The organism is Thauera sp. 27 (assembly GCF_000310125.2).
GTDB classification, from domain to species: domain Bacteria; phylum Pseudomonadota; class Gammaproteobacteria; order Burkholderiales; family Rhodocyclaceae; genus Thauera; species Thauera mechernichensis.
In genome coordinates, this window is the sequence record NZ_AMXB01000012.1 from 56,290 (window position 1) to 74,998 (window position 18,709).

18 protein-coding genes are annotated in these 18,709 nt (G+C 64.2%); 10 read left to right on the forward strand and 8 right to left on the reverse strand.

Going from position 1 to position 18,709, the window contains the following annotated elements:
* Positions 1-146 precede the first annotated feature (146 nt).
* Positions 147-617, forward strand: coding sequence for a type II RES/Xre toxin-antitoxin system antitoxin (gene parS / locus B447_RS08475; protein WP_002938713.1), 471 nt, complete (start codon positions 147-149; stop codon positions 615-617).
* Positions 617-1,129: an RES family NAD+ phosphorylase gene (locus tag B447_RS08480; RefSeq protein WP_002938714.1), complete on the forward strand. Its 513-nt coding sequence runs from the start codon at positions 617-619 to the stop codon at positions 1,127-1,129. The genes parS and B447_RS08480 overlap by 1 nt, the downstream gene beginning before the upstream one ends.
* A 47-nt stretch (positions 1,130-1,176) precedes the next feature.
* Here the strand turns inward: B447_RS08480 and B447_RS08485 are convergent, their stop codons facing one another.
* Positions 1,177-2,175: an SGNH/GDSL hydrolase family protein gene (locus tag B447_RS08485; protein WP_002938716.1), complete on the reverse strand. Its 999-nt coding sequence runs from the start codon at positions 2,173-2,175 to the stop codon at positions 1,177-1,179.
* Positions 2,176-2,511: 336 nt separating this feature from the next.
* Between B447_RS08485 and B447_RS08490 the strand changes: the two genes are divergently transcribed.
* The 8 genes from B447_RS08490 to B447_RS08525 all read left to right on the forward strand — a co-directional run bounded on the left by B447_RS08490 (position 2,512) and on the right by B447_RS08525 (position 8,713).
* Positions 2,512-3,720 (forward strand): PepSY-associated TM helix domain-containing protein, encoded by a 1,209-nt coding sequence (locus B447_RS08490; protein WP_198291762.1) that lies wholly within the window; start codon positions 2,512-2,514, stop codon positions 3,718-3,720.
* Complete coding sequence (locus tag B447_RS08495; protein WP_002938718.1) at positions 3,717-4,271, forward strand: hypothetical protein; 555 nt, start codon at positions 3,717-3,719, stop codon at positions 4,269-4,271. The genes B447_RS08490 and B447_RS08495 overlap by 4 nt, the downstream gene beginning before the upstream one ends.
* On the forward strand, positions 4,268-4,594 hold the full coding sequence (locus tag B447_RS08500; RefSeq protein ID WP_002938719.1) for a hypothetical protein: 327 nt from the start codon (positions 4,268-4,270) through the stop codon (positions 4,592-4,594). Before B447_RS08495 ends, B447_RS08500 begins: the two co-directional genes overlap by 4 nt.
* Positions 4,594-5,163, forward strand: a complete 570-nt coding sequence (locus tag B447_RS08505; protein WP_002938720.1) for a DUF6162 family protein — start codon at positions 4,594-4,596, stop codon at positions 5,161-5,163. Before B447_RS08500 ends, B447_RS08505 begins: the two co-directional genes overlap by 1 nt.
* Positions 5,164-5,239: 76 nt before the next feature.
* Positions 5,240-6,184, forward strand: a complete 945-nt coding sequence (locus tag B447_RS08510; protein ID WP_002938721.1) for a metal ABC transporter solute-binding protein, Zn/Mn family — start codon at positions 5,240-5,242, stop codon at positions 6,182-6,184.
* On the forward strand, positions 6,181-6,933 hold the full coding sequence (locus B447_RS08515; protein ID WP_002938722.1) for a metal ABC transporter ATP-binding protein: 753 nt from the start codon (positions 6,181-6,183) through the stop codon (positions 6,931-6,933). Before B447_RS08510 ends, B447_RS08515 begins: the two co-directional genes overlap by 4 nt.
* A complete protein-coding gene (locus B447_RS08520) occupies positions 6,930-7,829 on the forward strand; it encodes a metal ABC transporter permease (RefSeq protein WP_002938727.1) in 900 nt (299 codons plus the stop codon). The genes B447_RS08515 and B447_RS08520 overlap by 4 nt, the downstream gene beginning before the upstream one ends.
* Positions 7,826-8,713, forward strand: coding sequence for a metal ABC transporter solute-binding protein, Zn/Mn family (locus B447_RS08525; protein WP_002938728.1), 888 nt, complete (start codon positions 7,826-7,828; stop codon positions 8,711-8,713). Before B447_RS08520 ends, B447_RS08525 begins: the two co-directional genes overlap by 4 nt.
* 65 nt (positions 8,714-8,778) lie before the next feature.
* Here B447_RS08525 and B447_RS08530 read toward each other — a convergent pair whose 3' ends face one another.
* The 7 genes from B447_RS08530 to B447_RS08565 form a co-directional block, all read right to left on the reverse strand.
* Complete coding sequence (locus B447_RS08530; RefSeq protein ID WP_002938730.1) at positions 8,779-9,195, reverse strand: ExbD/TolR family protein; 417 nt, start codon at positions 9,193-9,195, stop codon at positions 8,779-8,781.
* Positions 9,195-10,016 (reverse strand): MotA/TolQ/ExbB proton channel family protein, encoded by an 822-nt coding sequence (locus tag B447_RS08535; RefSeq protein WP_269745243.1) that lies wholly within the window; start codon positions 10,014-10,016, stop codon positions 9,195-9,197. The genes B447_RS08530 and B447_RS08535 overlap by 1 nt, the downstream gene beginning before the upstream one ends.
* A 130-nt stretch (positions 10,017-10,146) precedes the next feature.
* Positions 10,147-11,043: an energy transducer TonB gene (locus tag B447_RS22965; RefSeq protein WP_051018777.1), complete on the reverse strand. Its 897-nt coding sequence runs from the start codon at positions 11,041-11,043 to the stop codon at positions 10,147-10,149.
* A 303-nt stretch (positions 11,044-11,346) separates the two neighbouring features.
* Positions 11,347-13,740: a TonB-dependent siderophore receptor gene (locus B447_RS08545; RefSeq protein ID WP_232431590.1), complete on the reverse strand. Its 2,394-nt coding sequence runs from the start codon at positions 13,738-13,740 to the stop codon at positions 11,347-11,349.
* Positions 13,741-13,884: 144 nt separating this feature from the next.
* The gene (locus B447_RS08550; RefSeq protein ID WP_037982585.1) at positions 13,885-14,895 is read right to left on the reverse strand and encodes a FecR domain-containing protein; all 1,011 of its coding nucleotides are present in this window, start codon (positions 14,893-14,895) and stop codon (positions 13,885-13,887) included.
* Between the two features lie 16 nt (positions 14,896-14,911).
* Positions 14,912-15,433 carry a sigma-70 family RNA polymerase sigma factor gene (locus B447_RS08555; RefSeq protein WP_002938735.1) on the reverse strand — a complete coding sequence of 174 codons (522 nt, stop codon included), beginning with the start codon at positions 15,431-15,433 and terminating at the stop codon, positions 14,912-14,914.
* Positions 15,434-16,085: 652 nt separating this feature from the next.
* Complete coding sequence (locus tag B447_RS08565; RefSeq protein ID WP_002938738.1) at positions 16,086-18,515, reverse strand: TonB-dependent siderophore receptor; 2,430 nt, start codon at positions 18,513-18,515, stop codon at positions 16,086-16,088.
* Between the last annotated feature and the right edge of the window lie 194 nt (positions 18,516-18,709).

The window sequence follows — 18,709 nt, forward strand, 5'->3', positions numbered from 1 at the left end:
AAGCCGCGCGAGTCTAGCACGCGTGATGGGCACTGCTCGCCTGCGTGGTCATGGCGGTGGCGCAGCCGCGATCAGGCTTGACACGAGATACTGAAGGGTCTTCAATTGATCTGTTGATATCAATCAGATGATTGCAGGAGCCCAGCATGAAGCCCACGCCCACCCCAGTTCGAGCGCCTTCAGCCGCCTACGCCGCACGCGCCACCCTGAGCGGGGCAGACATTGATCGTTACCTTCATGCAGCGTCCGCGCTCGAGCGTGACCACATGGTGCGCGAAGGTTTCGAGACCGGCTCGCTCGAGGCCTTCGCACATCGCTTCGGACGCAGCGGGCGCAGCTTGGCGCAGTTGCTGGGTGTGGCACCTGCAACCTATGACCGCCGCGTGCGCGAGGGCAAGCCTCTGTCGCAGGACGATTCCGACCGCGTCGCGCGGTTGATCGACGTCGAGCGTGCGGCGACCCGGGTGTTTGGCGACGAGGCCGCTGCGCGCGAGTGGTTGGCTGCTCCCGTCCCCGTGCTGGGTGGCGCCATACCGATCGAACTGCTCGCCACCACCCCGGGGCACCAGGCGGTGATGAACGCGCTGCGCCGAATCATGGCCGGTACCGTCGCCTGATGGCGGCGCGCACGGCTACATTGTGGCGGCTGGCGCAGGACTGGATCGATCTCGATACGGGTGCGCTGCTCTGTGCGGCCGAGGATCTCGCCTGCGCAGGCAATGGTGCGGCTGCGGTCGGGGGGCGCTGGAACAGTGTCGGCAGACCGGTGATCTATCTCGCCGATAGTCTCGCGCTTGCGCAGCTGGAGAAGCGGGTGCACACGCCGTTGCGCCCGCCGCGGGAACTGGTGGCTGTCGAGGTGACGCTTCCGGCGGCAGCAGTGCTCGAGGCCGAGACGCTTGTCCCGCCCGTGGGCTGGGACATGGACAACGTGGATTGGTCGGTGGGCCGTACGCCATCGCAGCACCTCGGTGATGACTGGGTCGAGCGCAATGACACCCTGCTGCTGCGTGTGCCGTCGGTTGTTGTGCCCGTGGGCTGGAACTATCTGCTCAACCCGTCTCACCCCGATGCGCGCCGGCTGCGCACACGGCGCCTGCCTTATCGGCCCGACGCACGCTTGTGGTGACGGCGGCGCTGCCCGCATGGGCACGCGCCGCTGCCGGAGTGGCTGCCTCAGGCATGCCTTGTGTAGCGGCGCACGCCGAGCAGGCTCAGTAGCCCGATGGCGAGCAGGGCTGGCACCGCGGGCTCGGGAACGGTGGCATGGAAACGCTCGCCGAGCAGCCGGTGCGCTGCACTTGTCGGGTGGACGCCGTCGAAGAAGAGATACTCGTCGCAGTTCGACACTGCACTGAAGATGCACCCGTCACTCACGTTGTTGAAGCCATAGGTGCCGGGATCGCCGATGACCTCGTCGAGGAAGGCTGCGGTGTCGAACTCCATCAGGCGGAGCCCGCCGGGGAGGCCGGGAATGCTCCCGGCACGGATGTGCGCCAAGGTGCTGGCGAGCGCGTTATTGAAGCCGGTCGAGATGAGATCCAGGCCTTGGCGTGCCTCGTCGGTCTGCCCCAGGCCCAGAGGGGTGCTTGCCAGGTTGGGCATGTTGGGGATGAGGAAGTCGGTGGCGCCGATGCTCGCCAGCAGACCGATCGAACTTACCAGATTGGTCACTGCCGTCTCGGCGGCGGCAAGCAGGTTGCCGCCGGTTGCGAGCGTGAAGAAGAAGTCGTTGGGCGCTGCCCACAGCATGAACAAGCTGCTTGCCGGGTCGAAGCTCGCCGCCGGGCTGCCCATGAACTGAAGGACCTGCGCCTGGGCGCCGGTCAGCTCAAGGCTGGGCGGCAGGGGGAAGGGTGAGCCGGTGAGGTAGTTGAAATTGCCCAGGCCGGTCATCGCGCCGCCCACCGCAAAGTTGCTGCCGCCGCTGGTCGATGGGGCAAGCGCGATGCCCAGTTGTGCCGCGAGGTGTTCGGCCGCTGTCGGGCCATCCGTGAATCGCTCGGCGTAGGGCGGCGATGGCGGCCAAGGGGCGAACGGCGCCCCGGCGGCGGACGACAGGGCATAGGCATTGCCGCCGTCGGAGAGACTGTCACCAAACACGAACATGGCGTTATAGGCAGCCTGGGCCGGCAGGCCGGCCAGGAGCAGGCAGGACAACAGGAACGCGCGCATCTTGATGTCTCCTTTTGTTGTTTGTCAGCCGACACGGGTGGCGTGCCCGGCTGCGGCACTTTTAACCCAGCGCCGGGGCGCGGGCAAGCGAGGGGATTCCCTGCTTCGGAGAAGCATCAATCAGTTTGAAGGCTTGAATGTAACTGCGTGTAACAAACTAGCCCATTTTGCGCGCTCAAACGACATGTCCTATGAAAGCACCTGATTTGCTTTGAGTCCCGTTCCTGTCGATTGCGAGGCACGGGTTTTGTTGTTTTCTGGATTGGTGCGTTGCCTGCACAGTGGAGTTTTCATGGTTCGGAACGGGAGAGCCCTGCATGGATGGGAGTGGCGCCGATGAAGTCCACAGTCCCTATGATCGATGGTGTGCAGGGACGGAGGAATGGCGCACGCGTCTGGTTCCTTGTCCATAGTTGGGCTGCACTGCCGCTGTGGATGTTCATGTTCTTCGTCTGTCTGACCGGGTCGATAGCGACGGTAAGCCAGGAGATCGTGTGGTTGGCGGATCCGGCGGTACGCGCTCGTGCTCCGGCACACGATGCGCAAGTGCTTGGGTACGACGAGATCCTGGCTGCAGTAAACGGGGCGCAGCCCGACGCCGTAGTGCAGTCCATCTCTCGACCGGTGAAGTCGCAGTTCGCGCTCAGCGTGCGCGTAGGCTACGCCGATGGAACCAGTGGCACGCTGCATGTGAATCCCTACACTGGGGAGATACAGGGCGCGCACTCGGGGTTCGATTTCCGTCAGTTCATCCGTGCGCTGCACGGCTGGCTGTTGATGCCGTTCGACAACGGCTTCAATCTCGGATGGTATGCGGTCTCCGCCCTTGCCTTGCCGATGCTGGTATCGCTAGTCACTGGGTTGGTGGTTTACAAGAAGTTCTGGCGTGGCTTCTTGCGACCGCGCTTGCGGTTCGCGCAGGGCGCGCGCGTCTTCTGGGGCGATTTCCACCGACTGGCTGGCATCTGGTCTATCCCGTTCATCCTCATCATGTCGGTGACCGGGCTGTGGTTCCTGGTGCAGGCAACGCTTTCGGACCTGTCGATCTCGATCTCGACCGAAGGCGTTCCACCCGTGGTGGCGCGCGAGGATGCGCCGTATACCGCAGATGGACTGCGCGCACCGATGATCTCGCTCGACGGGGCCGCAGCCAAGGCGAGCGAGCATCTGCCTGGCCTGGAGCCGATGTTCGTGCGACTGCCGGGTACTGCCTACGATCCGATCATGGTGCTGGGGCGCGGGGGCTATCCGCTGCTGTTCGAACGTCTCCACATCAACCCCTACGATGGCGACGTGGTGTATGTGCGTCGCGTCTCGGATCGCTCCGGCCTGGAGTTATTCACCGAGTCGATGCGGCCGCTGCATACCGGTGACTTCGCCGGTCTGTGGCTGAAGCTGGTGTACTTCCTGTTCGGTGTGCTGCTCACCATGATGGTGCTGAGCGGCATGCTGATCTGGACCAAGCGCACGGCGCAGGCCACCATCGCTGCGCTGCGCCGGCAACCGCAGCCGCAGCCGGTTATGGCGCAGGAGGTGAGCGAATGAGTCCGACCAGTACCTTGGCGGCGCCCAAGCTGGGCAAGAAGCCCGAAAACGTCTCGCGCAAGCGCTGGCTGTTCCGCATCAGCGTCGTGATGGTGTTGCTGCCCCTCTTCTATCTTCCGGGTTACTTCGATCGCATCGAGATGAACCGCGGCGCCAAGGGCCTTGGCGAACGCATGGTGGGCGAGTTCGCCGTCGGCCCTTGGTCGATCCGCCTTGCCGAGTGGAACCTCATGCCACCCGCGCTCGATGGTGAGGCGGGGTACATGAAGACCTTCAGCCTGGCGCTTTGTGCGCAGTGTACAGCGCAGGTGAAGGCGGTCTACATCCGCGTCGGCAAGCCGCGCAGTCTGCGTGCGGCAGGCGCGATCTTCTTCGGCTCGCCCTACCGCCAGTTCGCGAACCTGCATGTTCCCGATAGAGCAACCCCGGATTCCGAGGTGTGGATCACGCTGGAGGGCTGGGACGGTTCCACGCACCAAGTGGCGCTGCCGCTTGCCGAGGTCTCGCCAGTCACTGCCGGATGGCTAGTAAAGAAAGGAAACCCCACATGAGTCTCGACTTCCCACGCAAACCGCTGCACCTCATTCTGGCGGGCCTGCTTTCAGGGCTTGCGGGCCTTGCCGTCGCGCACAACCCGGTTTGCGTCTGCGTACCCGATGGCGATACCGTTGTCTGCACCGGCGGTTTCTCGGATGGCAGCAAGGCGCCCGGTGTCACCATCGATGTCGTCGCCTACGATGAGACCATCCTCATACAGGGCAAGCTTGGCGACGATTCCACGCTGCGTTTCAAGCGGCCCGAAGGGGAGTTCTACGTGCTCTTCGATGCAGGTCCGGGACATGTGGTCGAGATCGATCACACCGAGATCCGCTGATGGCTGCTGTCCTTGTTCGACCCGCTGGTGCGGGTCACGAGTCCTTGTTCGTGGCCCTGGCCTGCTGCGTGATCCTGGCAGCGGCGGGGGCGGTGGTTGGGGTGCGTGCCGCGCACGTCGGCGTGACCGTTGTGGAGGCGCATCAGCTTGACGCGCGTGACGGACTGAGTGCGGCCGAACAGGGGCTGTATGCCGATCTGCGCCTCGTGCCCATAGAACTGACGGCGTGGGGGGGCGTGCCACCTGCAGTGGCTGAGTTGGCCGCGGCGCTCGTTCCGCCCTTCGTCGCCGACCTTGGCATGGCATGGCGTGGAGCACACAGTTGGTCCCTGATCGAGCACGCGGGGATGAGTGCCTATCTGGGCCTGAGTGCTGAACCGGCAGTGGCCGGTTCGTTCCTGCTGGTGCTGCCACTTGTGGGAGAGGCTGACTCGCAGCCAGAGATCTGGCTGCACCGCGAGTCCGATGCAGCAGCGCCTGCCCGGTTCGATGCTGGCTTTCTTGTCGAGGCAGGGTGGCGCGAGATCGTCAGCCGTTTCGATGCGGGTGTGACGCGCCACAAGCACTGAATTGAGCGCGGGGCCTGGCGCCCGCGCCGATGTCCAATCCCACAGCCGTTCGCGACTGTTTCTTCATGGAGTTTCCATGTCCGATACCTATCGTTTCTCGCGTTCGCGCCGACGTCTGCTTGCAGGGCTGGCGGCGCTCTGCGCGCTGCCCGCTGCTACGCATGCAGGCGCGCCTGCGCGCAGTCGCCCGCTGCGAATCGGTGTCACGCTGCACCCCTACTACAGCTATGTGAAGAACATCGTCGGCGACCTTGCCGAGGTCGTGCCGGTGATTCCCGCCGGCTTCAATCCACACGCCTACGAGCCGCGCGCCGAGGACATCAAGCGCATCGGGTCGCTCGACCTGATGGTGGTCAATGGTGTTGGTCACGATGACTTCGCCGAGCGCATGATCGCTGCCAGCGAGAAGCCCGACCTGCCCGTGATCGAGGCCAACGCCGACGTGCCCTTGCTGGCTGCCACCGGCATGGCGGGCCGTGCCGGGTCGGGCTCGGTTGTCAATCCGCATACCTTCCTGTCGGTGACCGCATCGATCGCGCAGGTCAACACCATTGCGCGTGAGTTGGCGCGTTTCGATCCTACCAATGCCGCGACCTTCCAGGCCAACGCGCGTGGCTTTGCCCGCCGTCTGCGCCAGCTGCGTGCCGATGCGCTGGCCGAACTGGCCGACATGTCGGGCGCAGAGTTCCGGGTGGCGACCATACACGGCGCCTACGACTACCTGCTGCGCGAGTTCGGTATCGAAGTCACGGCGGTGGTGGAGCCGGCGCATGGCATCGAGCCAAGTCCTGCGCAACTCAAGGGCACCATCGACCGTTTGCGCGGACTGGACGTGAAGGTCATCTTCTCGGAAATGGACTTCCCCTCGGCCTATGTCGACACCATCCAGCGTGAAACCGGCGTGCGCCTGTACGCGCTCACCCACATCTCCTATGGCGAGTACGAGGTTGACAAGTTCGAGCGCGAGACGGCCCGCAACCTTGCTACCGTCGTGCGTGCGATCCGTGAGGCCGCGCAATGACGCATTCGCCAGCAGGTCCCGAGATCCGCTTTGAGTCGGTCGGGCTGACGCTCGGGCGCACCGAGATCCTGCGCGATGTCTCATTGCGCGTCCTGGCTGGCAGTGTGCACGCGCTGGTCGGCCCCAACGGCGGCGGCAAGAGCTCGCTGGTAAAGACCCTGCTCGGTCAGATGCCGCATCGTGGCCGCCTGTCGATCGCTTGGCCTGCGCAGCCTGGCACGATCGGCTACGTACCGCAGGCGCTGGAGTTCGACCGTGGCCTGCCGATGACGGTGGAAGACTTCATGCGCGCTACCACCCAGCGCCGACCGGCCTTCCTGGGCCGCGCATGCGGCCAGATGGCGAGTATCGATGCAGCGCTCGAACGCGTGGGCATGAGCGACAAGCGCCTGCGTCGCATGGGGGCGCTGTCCGGCGGTGAGCGCCAGCGCGTGCTGCTGGCGCAGAGCCTGATTCCGAGACCGGGTCTGCTTGTGCTCGATGAGCCGATGGCCGCGCTCGACGAAGCCGGCATTGCAGTGTTTGAGCATCTGCTTGCCGACTGGCGGCGCGACGGCGTCACGGTGCTGTGGATCGAGCACGACATCGACGCCGTCGCCCGGCTTGCCGACCGCGTCAGTGGGCTCAACCGCAGCCTGCTGTTCGACGGTGCGCCGCTCGAGATGCTGGCGCCCGAGCGACTGCTCGCGCTGTTCTCGGCACGTCCGCGCATCACGCCGGCGCCCGTCCGGCTGGGGGTGGCGGCGTGAGCTACGAGTCCTTCCGCCTGCTGGTGCAGGGTTGGGCCGCGGCGGGTTGGCTGCCGCCCTCGCTGGGCTATGGCTTCGTCGTCAGTGCGTTGCTCGCCGGGCTCATCATCGGCCCCGTGCTCGGCGGGTTGGGTACCCTGGTGGTGGTCAAGCGCTTTGCCTTCTTCTCCGAGGCGGTCGGCCATGCGGCGCTCACCGGCGTTGCGATCGGCATTCTGCTGGGCGAACCCTACACCGGCCCATATGGCAGCCTGTTCGGCTACTGCCTGCTGTTTGGCATTCTGCTGAATTTCCTGCGCAACCGTACCGGGCTCACACCCGATACGCTGATCGGCGTGTTCCTCTCGGTATCTCTGGCGCTTGGCGGCAGCCTGCTGTTGCTGTTGTCCGGGAAGGTGAACGTCCACATCCTCGAGAACGTGCTGTTCGGCTCGGTGCTCACGGTCAACGGCCAGGACCTCGCAGTCCTGGCGGTGGTGGCCGTGCTGGTGGCGGTGCTGGCGCTGCCGCTCTACAACCACATGATGCTGGCAAGCTTCAATCCACAGCTCGCCACCGTACGCGGTGTGCGCGTGAAGCTGCTGGACTATCTCTTCGTTGCGCTGGTGACGGTGGTTACGGTGGCCTCCGTGAAGGTCATCGGCGCCATCCTGGTGGGGGCCTTGCTGGTCATCCCGGCGGCCGCTGCGCGCCTGTTGAGCCGCTCGCTGCGTGGGTTCTTCTGGTTGTCGGTGCTGTTTGCCACGCTAAGCACGCTGGCCGGCATCCTGGTACCGATCGAGCTCGAACTGCCGGTGCCCTCGGGTGCCGCAATCATCCTGTTCTCCGGTGCGCTGTTTGCGCTCGCGGCCATCGCGCGCGGCACCCTACCTGCACTCAAAGGGCAAGTTGCATGACTACCTTGAAGACGCTCGTCGTCGCCTGCGCGCTTGCGTGCAGCACGCCTGTCTGGGCCGGTGAAATCCCCCAGCCAGAACTCGCCGCTACCGTGCTTGCGGCACATCCCGTTGTGTATGCGCTGACGCGCGAGTTGGCCGAAGGCACGCGCATCTACGTCAGCCGCGTGGTGCCGGATACCTTGCCGCCCACGCGTCACGCGGCATACTTCAACGGACGCGGTGCTGCGGCGCTGGAGCGCGCCGCGCGCGAGGCCGATGCTGTGGTGGGGTTGCGCGCCGTGTGGGCCGATGACGTGCTCTACCCCCATGCCCGGCGCGCCAACCTGCGGATCGTCGAAATCGATGCAGCTCGCCCGGTCGATGGCACGCTGCCCGGCGTGGCGCTGCGGGCCGGTGATGCCGATGGGCTGAACGCCTGGCTCGATCCGACCAATCTCGGTCGCATGGCCGACATCGTGGCGCATGACCTCGCACGTCTTGCACCGGCCGATGCCGCAGCCGTGGCACAGCGTCTGGCAGCGTTCAAGCGCGAAGTGGTGCGCCTCGCGGCCGAGGCCGGTCGGCGCTTTGCCGCGCTCGACAATCCGGTGGTGTTCAGCCTGTCCGATCGGCTCGACTACTTCATCACCGGCTTCAACCTCGATCTGGAAGGGCGCGACCTGCGCGCCGATGACGAGTGGTCGCCGCAAGCCGTATCCGCCCTGCTTGAGCGCCTGCACGCGGCCGACGTCGGCATCGTACTGCATCATCGTGCGCCGCCCGAGGCGTTGGCCCTGGCGCTGCAGCGGGCTGGCGTGCGTGTCGCGGTGCTCGAAAGCGCAGGCAACGATCCCTTGCAGGCCTTGCGCGACAACGTTACCGCCATCCTGGGCGCGAACTGAAGTCCGGCAGGTCGAGCGCCCGCCCCTCTCCGGGGCGGGCTTGTTCGCCGCGGCCAGAAAGGGGGTTACGGCTGGGGGTCGGTCACAAAGCCCAGCTTCTGCATGCCAGCGCGTTGCGCCGCGGCCATGACCTTGACTACCTGCTCGTACTCGACGCTGCGATCGCCACGAACGTGGATCTCGGGTTGTGGTTCTTCACTGGCGATCTGGATGAGACGCGCCTCGAGTGTCTCGTAGTCGATCCGGTCTTCGTTCCAGTGCAGGCCGCCCGCGGCAGTGACGGCGATCGTCACCGTACGCGGTTCGACGACGTTCGGCTGGTTGGCCGCGCGGGGCAGATCGAGCTTCACCGAGTGGGTCATCACCGGCACCGTGATGATGAAGATGATGAGCAGCACCAGCATGATGTCGACCAAGGGGATCATGTTGATCTCGCTCATCTCGGTGTCGCCCGTGTCCTCCAGTCCGTTGCCGAAAGCCATCAGGAGGCCTCACGCGTCTTGTTGGCGACATGCAGCTTGGCGACCTTCACAGGCGCTCCGGTGACGAGGAATGCGTGAAGGTGATGGGCGAAGCGGTTGAGTTGTCCGAGGACGCCCTTGTTGGTGCGTACCAGCGCGTTGTAGCCGAGCACGGCGGGGATCGCAACGGCGAGGCCGAATGCGGTCATGATCAATGCTTCGCCGACGGGCCCGGCGACCTTGTCGATTCCGGCGTTGCCCGATACGCCGATACCGACGAGCGCGTGGTAGATCCCCCAAACCGTGCCGAACAGGCCGACGAAGGGGGCCACGGAGCCAACCGAGGCGAGCACGGAGAGGCCGCTCTGCATGCGTTCTGCGCTCTCGTCGATGGCGGTGCGCAGGCATGCGGTCAGCCAGTCGGCCAGGCTCAATTGTCCGTGGAGCTCCTCGCGATGCGCGGCGTGATGGTCGCAAGCCCGCCCACCCTCGTCCACCAGACGGCGAAACGGGTTCGTGGCTGTTTCGCCACCTATCAGATTCAATCCCTCTTCGATGCTCTGCGCGTGCCAGAACAGCTGCGCGCGCCGGGCAGCGCGTCTGAGGCGCATGGCCTGGATGCCGCGAGTGGCGATCACATACCAGGATGCGATGGACATAATGAAGAGCATGATTGCCACGGATTTGATGACGAGATCGCCCTGGGCCCAGAGCGCCTCGATGCCGTAGGGGTTGGCCAGCGTATCCACGGCGCCGGTATCCGGTATCGGTGGTGTGGCTGTACCGAGCGGTTCGCCCGCAGTAGGCAGGGCGTCGGTCGTCGGCGTGGTGCCGGTCTCCACGCCGGCAGTCGATGCGCTGTCTGCTACGTCGGCGGAAGCCGGTATGGAACGGAGGTTCTCGGATTCGTTTTCCATCTGTGTTTCCTTGCTTGAAGGGTGCGCCCGGGAGGCGTGAGAGTTGGGCCTGGATTCAGTTGAGCAATGAGAAGATGACCGGCTGCACATACCAGAACGCGATCGGCTTGCCGCCCCGTGTTGCCGGGACGTAGCGCCAGCGTTCCACTGCCGCAATCGCGGAGTCGTCCAGCCGGCGGTGGCCGCTGGATTCACGCAGCTTCACCTCCGCCACGGAGCCGTCCGGCATGATGTGTACGTCGAGCAGCACTCGCCCCTCTTCCCGCATGCGCCGCGATAGCGGAGGGTAGGTCGGAGCAGGGTTGTTCAGATGCGAGGCATCGACGCGTGGAGGCGTAAGCGGCGTTTCGGTCGTTGGGCCTGCCTGCCCAGGCGGAGGAGGGCGATGCGGCTGTGGCGGCGCGTCCTCCGACGGCGCTTTGCTCGCCTGCGGCGCTGGCGGCGGCTCGGCTTCGTCCATCGGAATCTCGATGGCAGTCTCCGATGGCGGCAGCGGTGGTGGCGGTGGAAGTGGCTTGCGCTTCGGCTCGGGCTTGGGCTTGGGCGGCGAGGGCTTCGGTGGTTCAGGCTTTGGTGGCTCCGGATCGGGCACGGGAGGCGGCGGTGCGAGGGGGGCCGGTGTTGGGGGCACGACGGCGTCAGACGGTACGAGCACGCCCTGCATGGTTGGCTGCACGAGTTCGGAGCGGCTCTGGTCGAGGGCGTGCGTTGCCCACGCCACGGCGCCGACATGCAGCGCCAAGACCAGAACGAAGGTTGACCCGCGTTCGGCGGTCTTCATCGCGGTGCGCCTGAGCGCCGGCTCCCCTGCCTTGGGGAGGGCACCAAAGAGTTCCTGCGGAAAAGGGAGCAGCCATATCGCATTGCTGGTTCTGTAATCCTGTCGAAAAAAATGCAGCGCCCGCAGGCGCTGCGAAAAACTGCCTCGTGGGACCTTGCCTCCGGCGAACATCCAATCGAACCAGCGGGAAGGCGCAAAACCGGTTTCGGTTCGCTTGGCTGGATCACTTGTGTCGGTCGCAGTGGCCCCTATGCGAGCGCGTTCGAAGCGCTTGCGGCATGTGCCCGATGACGCTCCGCGTAGCGGACGTCTCTATTAGCCATGTCGTTTGACATGCCCAAAAAGTGCAACTTGATACATGGTGTTACATATTGCAGGCCGCCGCAGGCGAGGCCTTGGCTCGGTCGCCATAGGGTGGACGTCAAGGTCAGCCATGGGCAGCGCTCTTGAGTGACGCACCACCCCCCATTGCGATCAGTACTTCCAGTTCAGGGTCAAGCTGGCGTTGCGTGGCGCGCCGTAGAAGCTCTGGGACCAGAACAGGCTGCTGAGGTACTTGCGGTCCGTGGCGTTGTTGAGTTTGGCGGTAACGTTAAGCGTTGGAGAGATGTCGTAGCTGGCCATCAGGTCGAGCAGCGCGTAGGCGTCCTGACGGCTGGTGATGGCGCTTGCTTCTGCACGGTGGATCTCGCTCTGCCACTTGACTGTTGCTCCAACCTTGAATCCATGCAGGCCCGGCACACGGGCCACGGTGCTCAGGCGCAAGGTTCTGCGCGGGACATGGGTACGTACGTCGCGGCCGTCTTCATCTTTCAGGCTGAACTGCGTGTAACCCGCATTGATGTCCCAAGTCGATCCGATGCGTCCAGCCATATCGATCTCGAAGCCCTGGGAGCTGGCGTTCACGCCGCGGTAATAGGAGCGTCCGGCACTGAAACCATCATATTCTGCCGTGTTCTTCTGGTCGGTACGGAACACCGCCAAGCTACCGTTCAGTCTGCGCTCGAACCATTCGCCCTTTATGCCTGCCTCGAGGTTCCTGCCTTCGATCGGTTCGAGTACGCTGCCCGACTGGGTGATCTGGTGCTGGGGGTTGAAGATCTCGGCGTAGCTCGCGTAGGCGCTGTGATGGCGGTCGATGTCGTACACGACACCGAGGTAGGGAGTGGTGCGCGTCTCGCGGTAGTCGTGTACTGCGCCGTACTGCACGCCCGAACTGGTGACGCGGCTCAGGTTGGCGCCGGCGAGTAGCTTGAGGTCGGAGGTGAGGCTGAAGCGTCCGGCCGCGTAGACGCTGTCGCGGCGGTTGACGAAGTCGGCATGGTCGCTCAATCCGACGTCGAACGCGGGGCGGGGGAAGCTGCCGGCGAGCATTTCGCTCTCGGTCAGTGGCAGGTGTGTGTCGTCGTCGCGCGAATGCAGCCAGTTATCGCTCTTGCTGCGGCTGATGCCGAACACCAGCTCGTGCTCGTGTCCGCCCAGGGCCACGGTGCCGGTGAGGTTCACGTCAGCTGTCCATTGGCGTTCGGTATGGCCGTACTTCGAAGGCCAACTGAACAAGCCGGTGCCGGTCTCGCGATCGGGTGTGCCATACACATAGAAGAGCTCACCGTCCGATTCAAGGCTGCGGCGCAGCAGCGTGGCCTTGGCCTGCCAGCGGTCGTTCAGGCGGTGGTTCAGTTCGGCGAAGGTCTGGGTGTCGTCGCTGTTCCAGTAGGCCCATTTTGCTGCGCTGCTGGCCGAGCGTTCGTAGTGGGTGGGTGTGCCGTCACTGTATCTGAGTGGCAGGGCGCCCCACAGCGTACCCTTCGGCCGGTTGCGCTGTTGTGAGTGGCCGATGGCCAGCAGCGTGTCAGTGCCGATATCGTGCTCGACGATCGCAGAGAACAGCTTTTTGTCGAGGGAGTAGCGGTCCAGATGTGAGTCCTTCTCTTGCGCGGCGACGATCAGCCGGCCTCGCCAGCGCCCATCCTCATCGAGTGCAGAGGAGAAGTCACCGTCAATGCGGCGGTTCTGCCAAGAGCCAAACGTTACGGCCGCCGAGGCCTGCAGTTCGCGGGTGGGGCGCTTGCGCACGAAGTTGACGGTACCCGCGGGATTGCCGATGGAGGCAAGCAGCCCGTTGGCGCCGCGCAGGACCTCGACGCGGTCGTACGGGGCGGTGTCGATGTCGCCGAGTTGATCGCCGGTGGCGAAGGGCAGGCCGATGCCGTCGACCAGGAAGTTGCTGACTTCGAAGCCGCGGATCGAAAAGTAGGTGCGGTCGGACTCCACCAGTTCGACATTCACGCCTGTTACCGAGGCGAGCATGTCGTTCACACTGGTCAAGCTGAAGTCGTCCATCATCGCGCGGGTGACGACGCTGACCGACTGCGGTGTCTCGCGTTGGGAGAGCTCCAGTCGCGTGGCGGTGGAGGTTGAACGTGCGACATAGCTGCCGGTGCGCTCAGTCGCAGTACCGATCGCGGCCGAGACGGTGACCGCCGACAGCATGGCAGCGTCGGGCGACGGCGCGGCTAGCTGCAAGGTGTAACTGCCCGGTCCAGTGGGTACCAGTTCCAGGCCGCTGCCGGTCAGCGCACGCTCCAGTGCCTGTTCGGCACGCATGCGGCCACGGACCGCGGCGGCGTTGCGGTTCTCGAGTGTTGCGGCGCCTGCGGTGAGGGCGATGCCGGCTTCGCGACTGATGCGGTTGAGGGTGGCGGCGAGCGGGCCGGCGGGCAGGTCGTAGTCGCGCACCGTCTGCGCGACATGCGGTGATGCGGTCTGGCTCTGGGCCATGACCGCGGTCGGTACGGTGCCCAACAGTGCGAACGCAATGGCCAGGGCGACAGGGCGAAGGTGAAGGACAGGGGAATGGGGAGGCACGGGCGAAGCTCCAGCGAAGACGTTGAAAAGGGAGAACGAGATGCTTTCCCCGTCTGCCGGACGAAGTTGCGAAAGTGACAGTCGAATCGGAAGAATTTTTCTGGCAGGTGCAGGTTTCGTGTCGCCGGTGTGGCACCTCCGGCTTCAGCGCTCGCGCTCGACGTGCAGCCACACGCCGCCGCGCTTCACCAGACGCACTGGCAGGGCGTGAGTGAGTGCGGTCAGGGCGCGCTCGGTATCGGCCAGCGGAACGGTGCCGGTGACGCGCAGGCTGGCCGCGTCGGCCGCGATGGTGAGCGGTGCGGCTCGATGGCGGGCGAGTTCGGCGACGACTTCGCCGAGCGTGGCGTTCTCGACCACCAGCATGCCGTCGATCCAGGCGTCGGCGTCCGGCCGCACGGGCGTGGGTTCGCCGACTGCGTCGGCACGCAGCCAAACGCCGTGGCCGGCGGAGACCCGGCGCTCGGCCGGGCAGGCCTGAGCGGGTGCAGGGTCGCATGCGGTGGGGCGTGCCATTACCGCGGATTCGGTGACGGTAAGCGTGGTCAGGTCGGCTTCGTGGCGGACGATGAAGCGGGTGCCGAGTGCGCGCAGACTGCCTTGCGGCGTCAGCACCATCAGCGGGCGCAACTCCGCCTCACTCGCGGGTGCGCTGCGCACATGGATCTCGCCTTGGCGCAGGACGATGGCGCGCCGATCGGCGTCGAAGGCGAGGTCGATCGCGCTGCGGGTATTGAGGACGACGATGGTGCCGTCCGGGAGCACGACGCTGCGCTGCTCGCCCGTGCCGCTGCGGTGGTCGGCGAGCAGGCCGGCGAGCGGGTGGTGGCGGTCGAGCACACCCGCCGCAACGGCGACCAGCAGCGCCAGCGACAGCAGACCGGCGGCCGCTCGCGTACCGCCGCGACGGTGCGGTGTGATCAATGTTTCGCGCAGCGGTGCCGCAGCGTCTCGTGGCAGGTCGTGCAGGCCATGGTCCAGCAGGCCGAGCTGGCGCCAGGCGCGGGCGTGGTCGGCATCGGCCTCCAGCCAGCGGATGAGGCAGGCGCGGTGTTCGTCTGAGGCGTCGCCCGAGTCGAGCAGGACTTGCCAGGCAATGGCTTCGTCCAGCACCCGGTCGGAGACCGGACGGTCGTCCGTCGAACGGGCGCTCACGTTGCTTGGCATGGCTTTACGCAGGGCTACCGAAACGTAGCCGGTAGCAATGCCGCGCCGCCTCGGCAAGGTATTGGCGCACGCTGGAAACCGATACGCCGAGCCGTGCGGCGATCTCGGCGTGGGGCAGGCCGTCGAGCCGGCTGTACAGCCAGGCGGCCCGCATCCTGGGCGCCAGCCCGTCCAGCATGCGGTCGACTTCCAGCAGTGACTCGATGACGAGATGACGCGCCTCGGGCGAGGGCGTCTCGGCTTCCGGCATGTGTGCAAGTGCTTCCAGCCAGGCGCGTTCCAGTTCGCGTCGGCGGTAGTGGTCGATGAGCAGGCCGCGGGCGACGGTGGTGAGGTAGGCGCGCGGTTCGCGCAGTGCTTCCACCTGTTCGCGCCGTCCGGCGAGCAGTCGCACGAAGGTGTCCTGGGCGAGGTCGGCGGCCTGCTGCGAACAACCGAGCTTGCCGCGCAGCCATCCCTGCAGCCAGCCGTGGTGATCGCTGTAAAGATTGGCGATGGGATCGGCGCGACGGGCAGCGGTGCTCACGTGTGTCTCCGGAAGGCGGGAGCGCTGGCTGGCCCGGGTAGGGTTGGCTGGCTTACTTCAGAGTAAGAATTGTTCGCATTGTCGCGGATCGGAGGTTGCGCCGTCAAACCATGCCGTGCGGAAGTCTCAAGATGACTTTGCTACAGCCTTCACAGCTTATATTCCAGCGTGATCGAAGCGGTGCGGGGGTACCGTAGGTGGCTCCGTACTCGGCTGTCCGCAGGTACTTCTTCTCGAACATGTTGCTGACGTTCAGCCGTATGATGGCTGCCTCGGAAAGCTCATAAGCCGCAATGAGGTCAGCCAGGACATACACGTCTTGCCACGCACCGCCGCTTTTCGAAACGTCGGACTGCCGGAGCACACCCGTACCAACCTGCAGCTTCGGCAACATCGGTACGTGCGTGTCGGCGCGCAGTTTCAGCGTACGGCGTGGTACCCACTCGTAGATGTTTCGGCTGTCCGGTCCCTTCAGCTGAAGCGAGGTGAAGCCAGCTGTGAGATTGGTATCTGAGCCAACGCGGCCCGCGGCCTTGATCTCTAAGCCGTACGCCTTTGCTGGGCTTCGAAGCGCCTGACGAGGATGACGATGAATGATGAGTGCGTAGCTGCGGGAGCCCTGCCCCTATCCGTCCTTTGTCCTCGACGAGGTTCAAAACTGCGCCCTCAGCACTAACGAAACGTTGCGTGCCTCGCCGATATTGCTTGATCCCTCCTCCCATCCGCCGCTGGCCCAGTACTTCTTATTGAACACGTTGTTGATGTTGCCAATCAGTGTCAAGGCATGGCCTTGCACGTCGAAATCGTAGCTAAAACCAGCGTTGACTATGGTACGGCTTGGTACTGTCAGCAGATTCTTGTTGTCGTTGTAGGTGGCGCCAAAGTAGCGCGCTGCACCGTGGATAGACAGGCCCGAGATGTTCGGCACCTTATACTGAGCATGGCCGACGACCTGCCATTTGGGTGCATTCGCGGGCGTATTCCCTTCAATCGCGGCACTGGCAGCGGAGACTTTGTCAATCGTGGCATCGAGATAGGTTGCGCCCATGCCCAGATTCAGGTTCCTGGTGAATTGATAGGCGCCTGACAGTTCAGCGCCTTGATACAGCACCAGCCCATCCTGTGTTCGATAGCGCTCACCACCCCTGACTACGTCAATTTGATTGGCTCTTTCGATCCGGAAGATCGCTGCACTGTAGTCAAACGTGTTTGCCTGGCCTTTGATGCCGACCTCGGCTTGCTTGGAAATCGTCGCAGGCAGCAACTCTCCAGCATTGGCGTAAATGTCACCCACACGGCTGCCGGGCTCAAGGCCCTCGACATAGCTGCCGTAGAGACTGGTCTGAGCATCGGGCTTGTAGATCAATGCCAGTGTTGGCGTCGTCTCGCGAGTTCGGTAGCCGGCCTTGTTGTGATAATCGGTGAAGCGCAGACCCGCAATTGCCTGCCAGCGCTCGTTGAAATGGACGGTGTCACTGAGGAAAACATTCTTCTGGACGACTTCGGGACTTGCGGGGTTCAGCGAAAAATCAAGAGTGTGGCTCACTCGGTAGGGCTGAGACACATGGATGTTGCCTTGGAAATCATTGTCCGGATATCTGAAGTTGCTGTAGCTCGTTTCGGTCTTCTGCAAACCAAGGCCCGCGACGAGCTCATGCTTCATACCAAACGCTGATACTGTGCCCTGCAACATCGCTTGGGTGAATAATGTGTCGTGCCGACCAGCGAAATTGTAGATCCCCCCGCTGTAGTCGCCTGCGGAGTTCAAAAGATCGGCAAATGCCTTGTTCGAGCGGTGATTCTTGCGCGAGAAGCCGAGTTGGTAATCCAACTTCCATTGATCGTCGATCTGCCATTTAACACCGGTGGAAGCCAGCAGTGTTTCGGTCTTATAGTAGGCATTGTTAATGTTGATATTGCGATAGTCGTATGTAGGGGTTGGCATGCGACCGCCACTTCCGGCGACATCGTACTCGCTCAGGTAAAACTGGAATGGCTCTCCCTTGATCTTGCTGTCCTCATAAACCAGTGTGGTCTGCCATAGCAGTGAGCCTCCGAGCTGTTTATCCACGGCTAGCGATACCACGTTACGGTTGATTTCGCTGGTGTTATAGGCCGTACCCTGTTCGGTTGCAAAGTTCGCGCGTATGGCGAGATCACCATCTATGTTATGACTGGTGTCTACGTGTGCAGTGAATAGTTTGGGGTTGCGGTAACCGACGCTCAGAGAGGTTTCGGGTGTTTGGCTCGGGCGCTTCAACTGGTAGCTCAATGCACCGCCTGGGGTGCCGAAACCGTACATGAATCCAGTCAAGCCCTTGAGCGCCGAGACACTATCAATTACCTCAGTGGGAAAGTCGCCTCCCCAGGACAGCACCATGGAAATGTCGTCCACGTAGGTATTGCGCACCGGCAGTCCGCGTATCCGTGTTCCCCACCAGTCAACGTTGAAAGAGGGAGTGGGCGTGTAGACCGACGGATCGCTGAAGAATATCTGGCCAATTGACTTGGCTCCGCGCTCGATTATTTCATTGTTGTCTACGACGGTGATGGAGAACGGAGTGTCCAGAACCGACTTGGTACCCAATGCGCCCGAGGCGGCACGCTTAGACAAATAGGCAAGATGAGAATGTTGGGTAGAGATGTCCCCCTTCACTGTTACAGTCGGCAACGTCGCTTCCCCTCGCTTGTCATCCACTGGCGCAACCCGCAGCACATACCGCCCCTGTGCATCCGCAACCGCCTGCAAACCGGTGCCAGCCAGCAGCGCCGCCAGCCCAGCCTTGGGCGTCAGATTGCCCTGGACGCCGGGGCTTTGCTTGCCCTGAGCCAGCTCGGTGCTGCCGGAGAGCAATACACCCGATTCGCCGAGGAAGCGGGTCAGCACCACGTTCAGCGGGCCGGCGGGGATGTTGTAGCTGCGGGTGCTGGCGGCAGTGGCTGGTTGCGCCTGGGCGGCGCCGACCCAGCCGCCGATGGCAGCGCCGGCCAGCAGCAGGTGGACGGCGACAGCCGTGGGGCGCAGGGCGAAGCGCGGCGACGGCTTGCGGCGCGTGGCTTGCGATGTTGGGTGACGAGACATGTGGTTTATCCCTTTTCGGTCGGATTGGTTCACGTAGCGGACCGGAACGCGTCAGCGCCCGCATGCCGGAACCTGCCCGCCAGCGGCGGTGCAGGTCTCGTCACGGGCTTGGCTGGTGCCTGACTGCCCTGGCGGGCTGGATGCCAGGGCGGGTGGCAGTGGCTACATGTTTGCTCCCCGCAAAAACGGGGGCG

Bases quoted from the DNA above. Each gene is read 5' to 3' on its own strand.
- parS (WP_002938713.1), top strand. From the start codon at position 147: ATGAAGCCCACGCCCACCCCAGTTCGAGCGCCTTCAGCCGCCTACGCC.
- B447_RS08480 (WP_002938714.1), top strand. From the start codon at position 617: ATGGCGGCGCGCACGGCTACATTGTGGCGGCTGGCGCAGGACTGGATC.
- B447_RS08485 (WP_002938716.1), bottom strand. From the start codon at position 2,175: ATGCGCGCGTTCCTGTTGTCCTGCCTGCTCCTGGCCGGCCTGCCGGCC.
- B447_RS08490 (WP_198291762.1), top strand. From the start codon at position 2,512: ATGAAGTCCACAGTCCCTATGATCGATGGTGTGCAGGGACGGAGGAAT.
- B447_RS08495 (WP_002938718.1), top strand. From the start codon at position 3,717: ATGAGTCCGACCAGTACCTTGGCGGCGCCCAAGCTGGGCAAGAAGCCC.
- B447_RS08500 (WP_002938719.1), top strand. From the start codon at position 4,268: ATGAGTCTCGACTTCCCACGCAAACCGCTGCACCTCATTCTGGCGGGC.
- B447_RS08505 (WP_002938720.1), top strand. From the start codon at position 4,594: ATGGCTGCTGTCCTTGTTCGACCCGCTGGTGCGGGTCACGAGTCCTTG.
- B447_RS08510 (WP_002938721.1), top strand. From the start codon at position 5,240: ATGTCCGATACCTATCGTTTCTCGCGTTCGCGCCGACGTCTGCTTGCA.
- B447_RS08515 (WP_002938722.1), top strand. From the start codon at position 6,181: ATGACGCATTCGCCAGCAGGTCCCGAGATCCGCTTTGAGTCGGTCGGG.
- B447_RS08525 (WP_002938728.1), top strand. From the start codon at position 7,826: ATGACTACCTTGAAGACGCTCGTCGTCGCCTGCGCGCTTGCGTGCAGC.
- B447_RS08530 (WP_002938730.1), bottom strand. From the start codon at position 9,195: ATGGCTTTCGGCAACGGACTGGAGGACACGGGCGACACCGAGATGAGC.
- B447_RS22965 (WP_051018777.1), bottom strand. From the start codon at position 11,043: ATGTTCGCCGGAGGCAAGGTCCCACGAGGCAGTTTTTCGCAGCGCCTG.
- B447_RS08565 (WP_002938738.1), bottom strand. From the start codon at position 18,515: ATGTCTCGTCACCCAACATCGCAAGCCACGCGCCGCAAGCCGTCGCCG.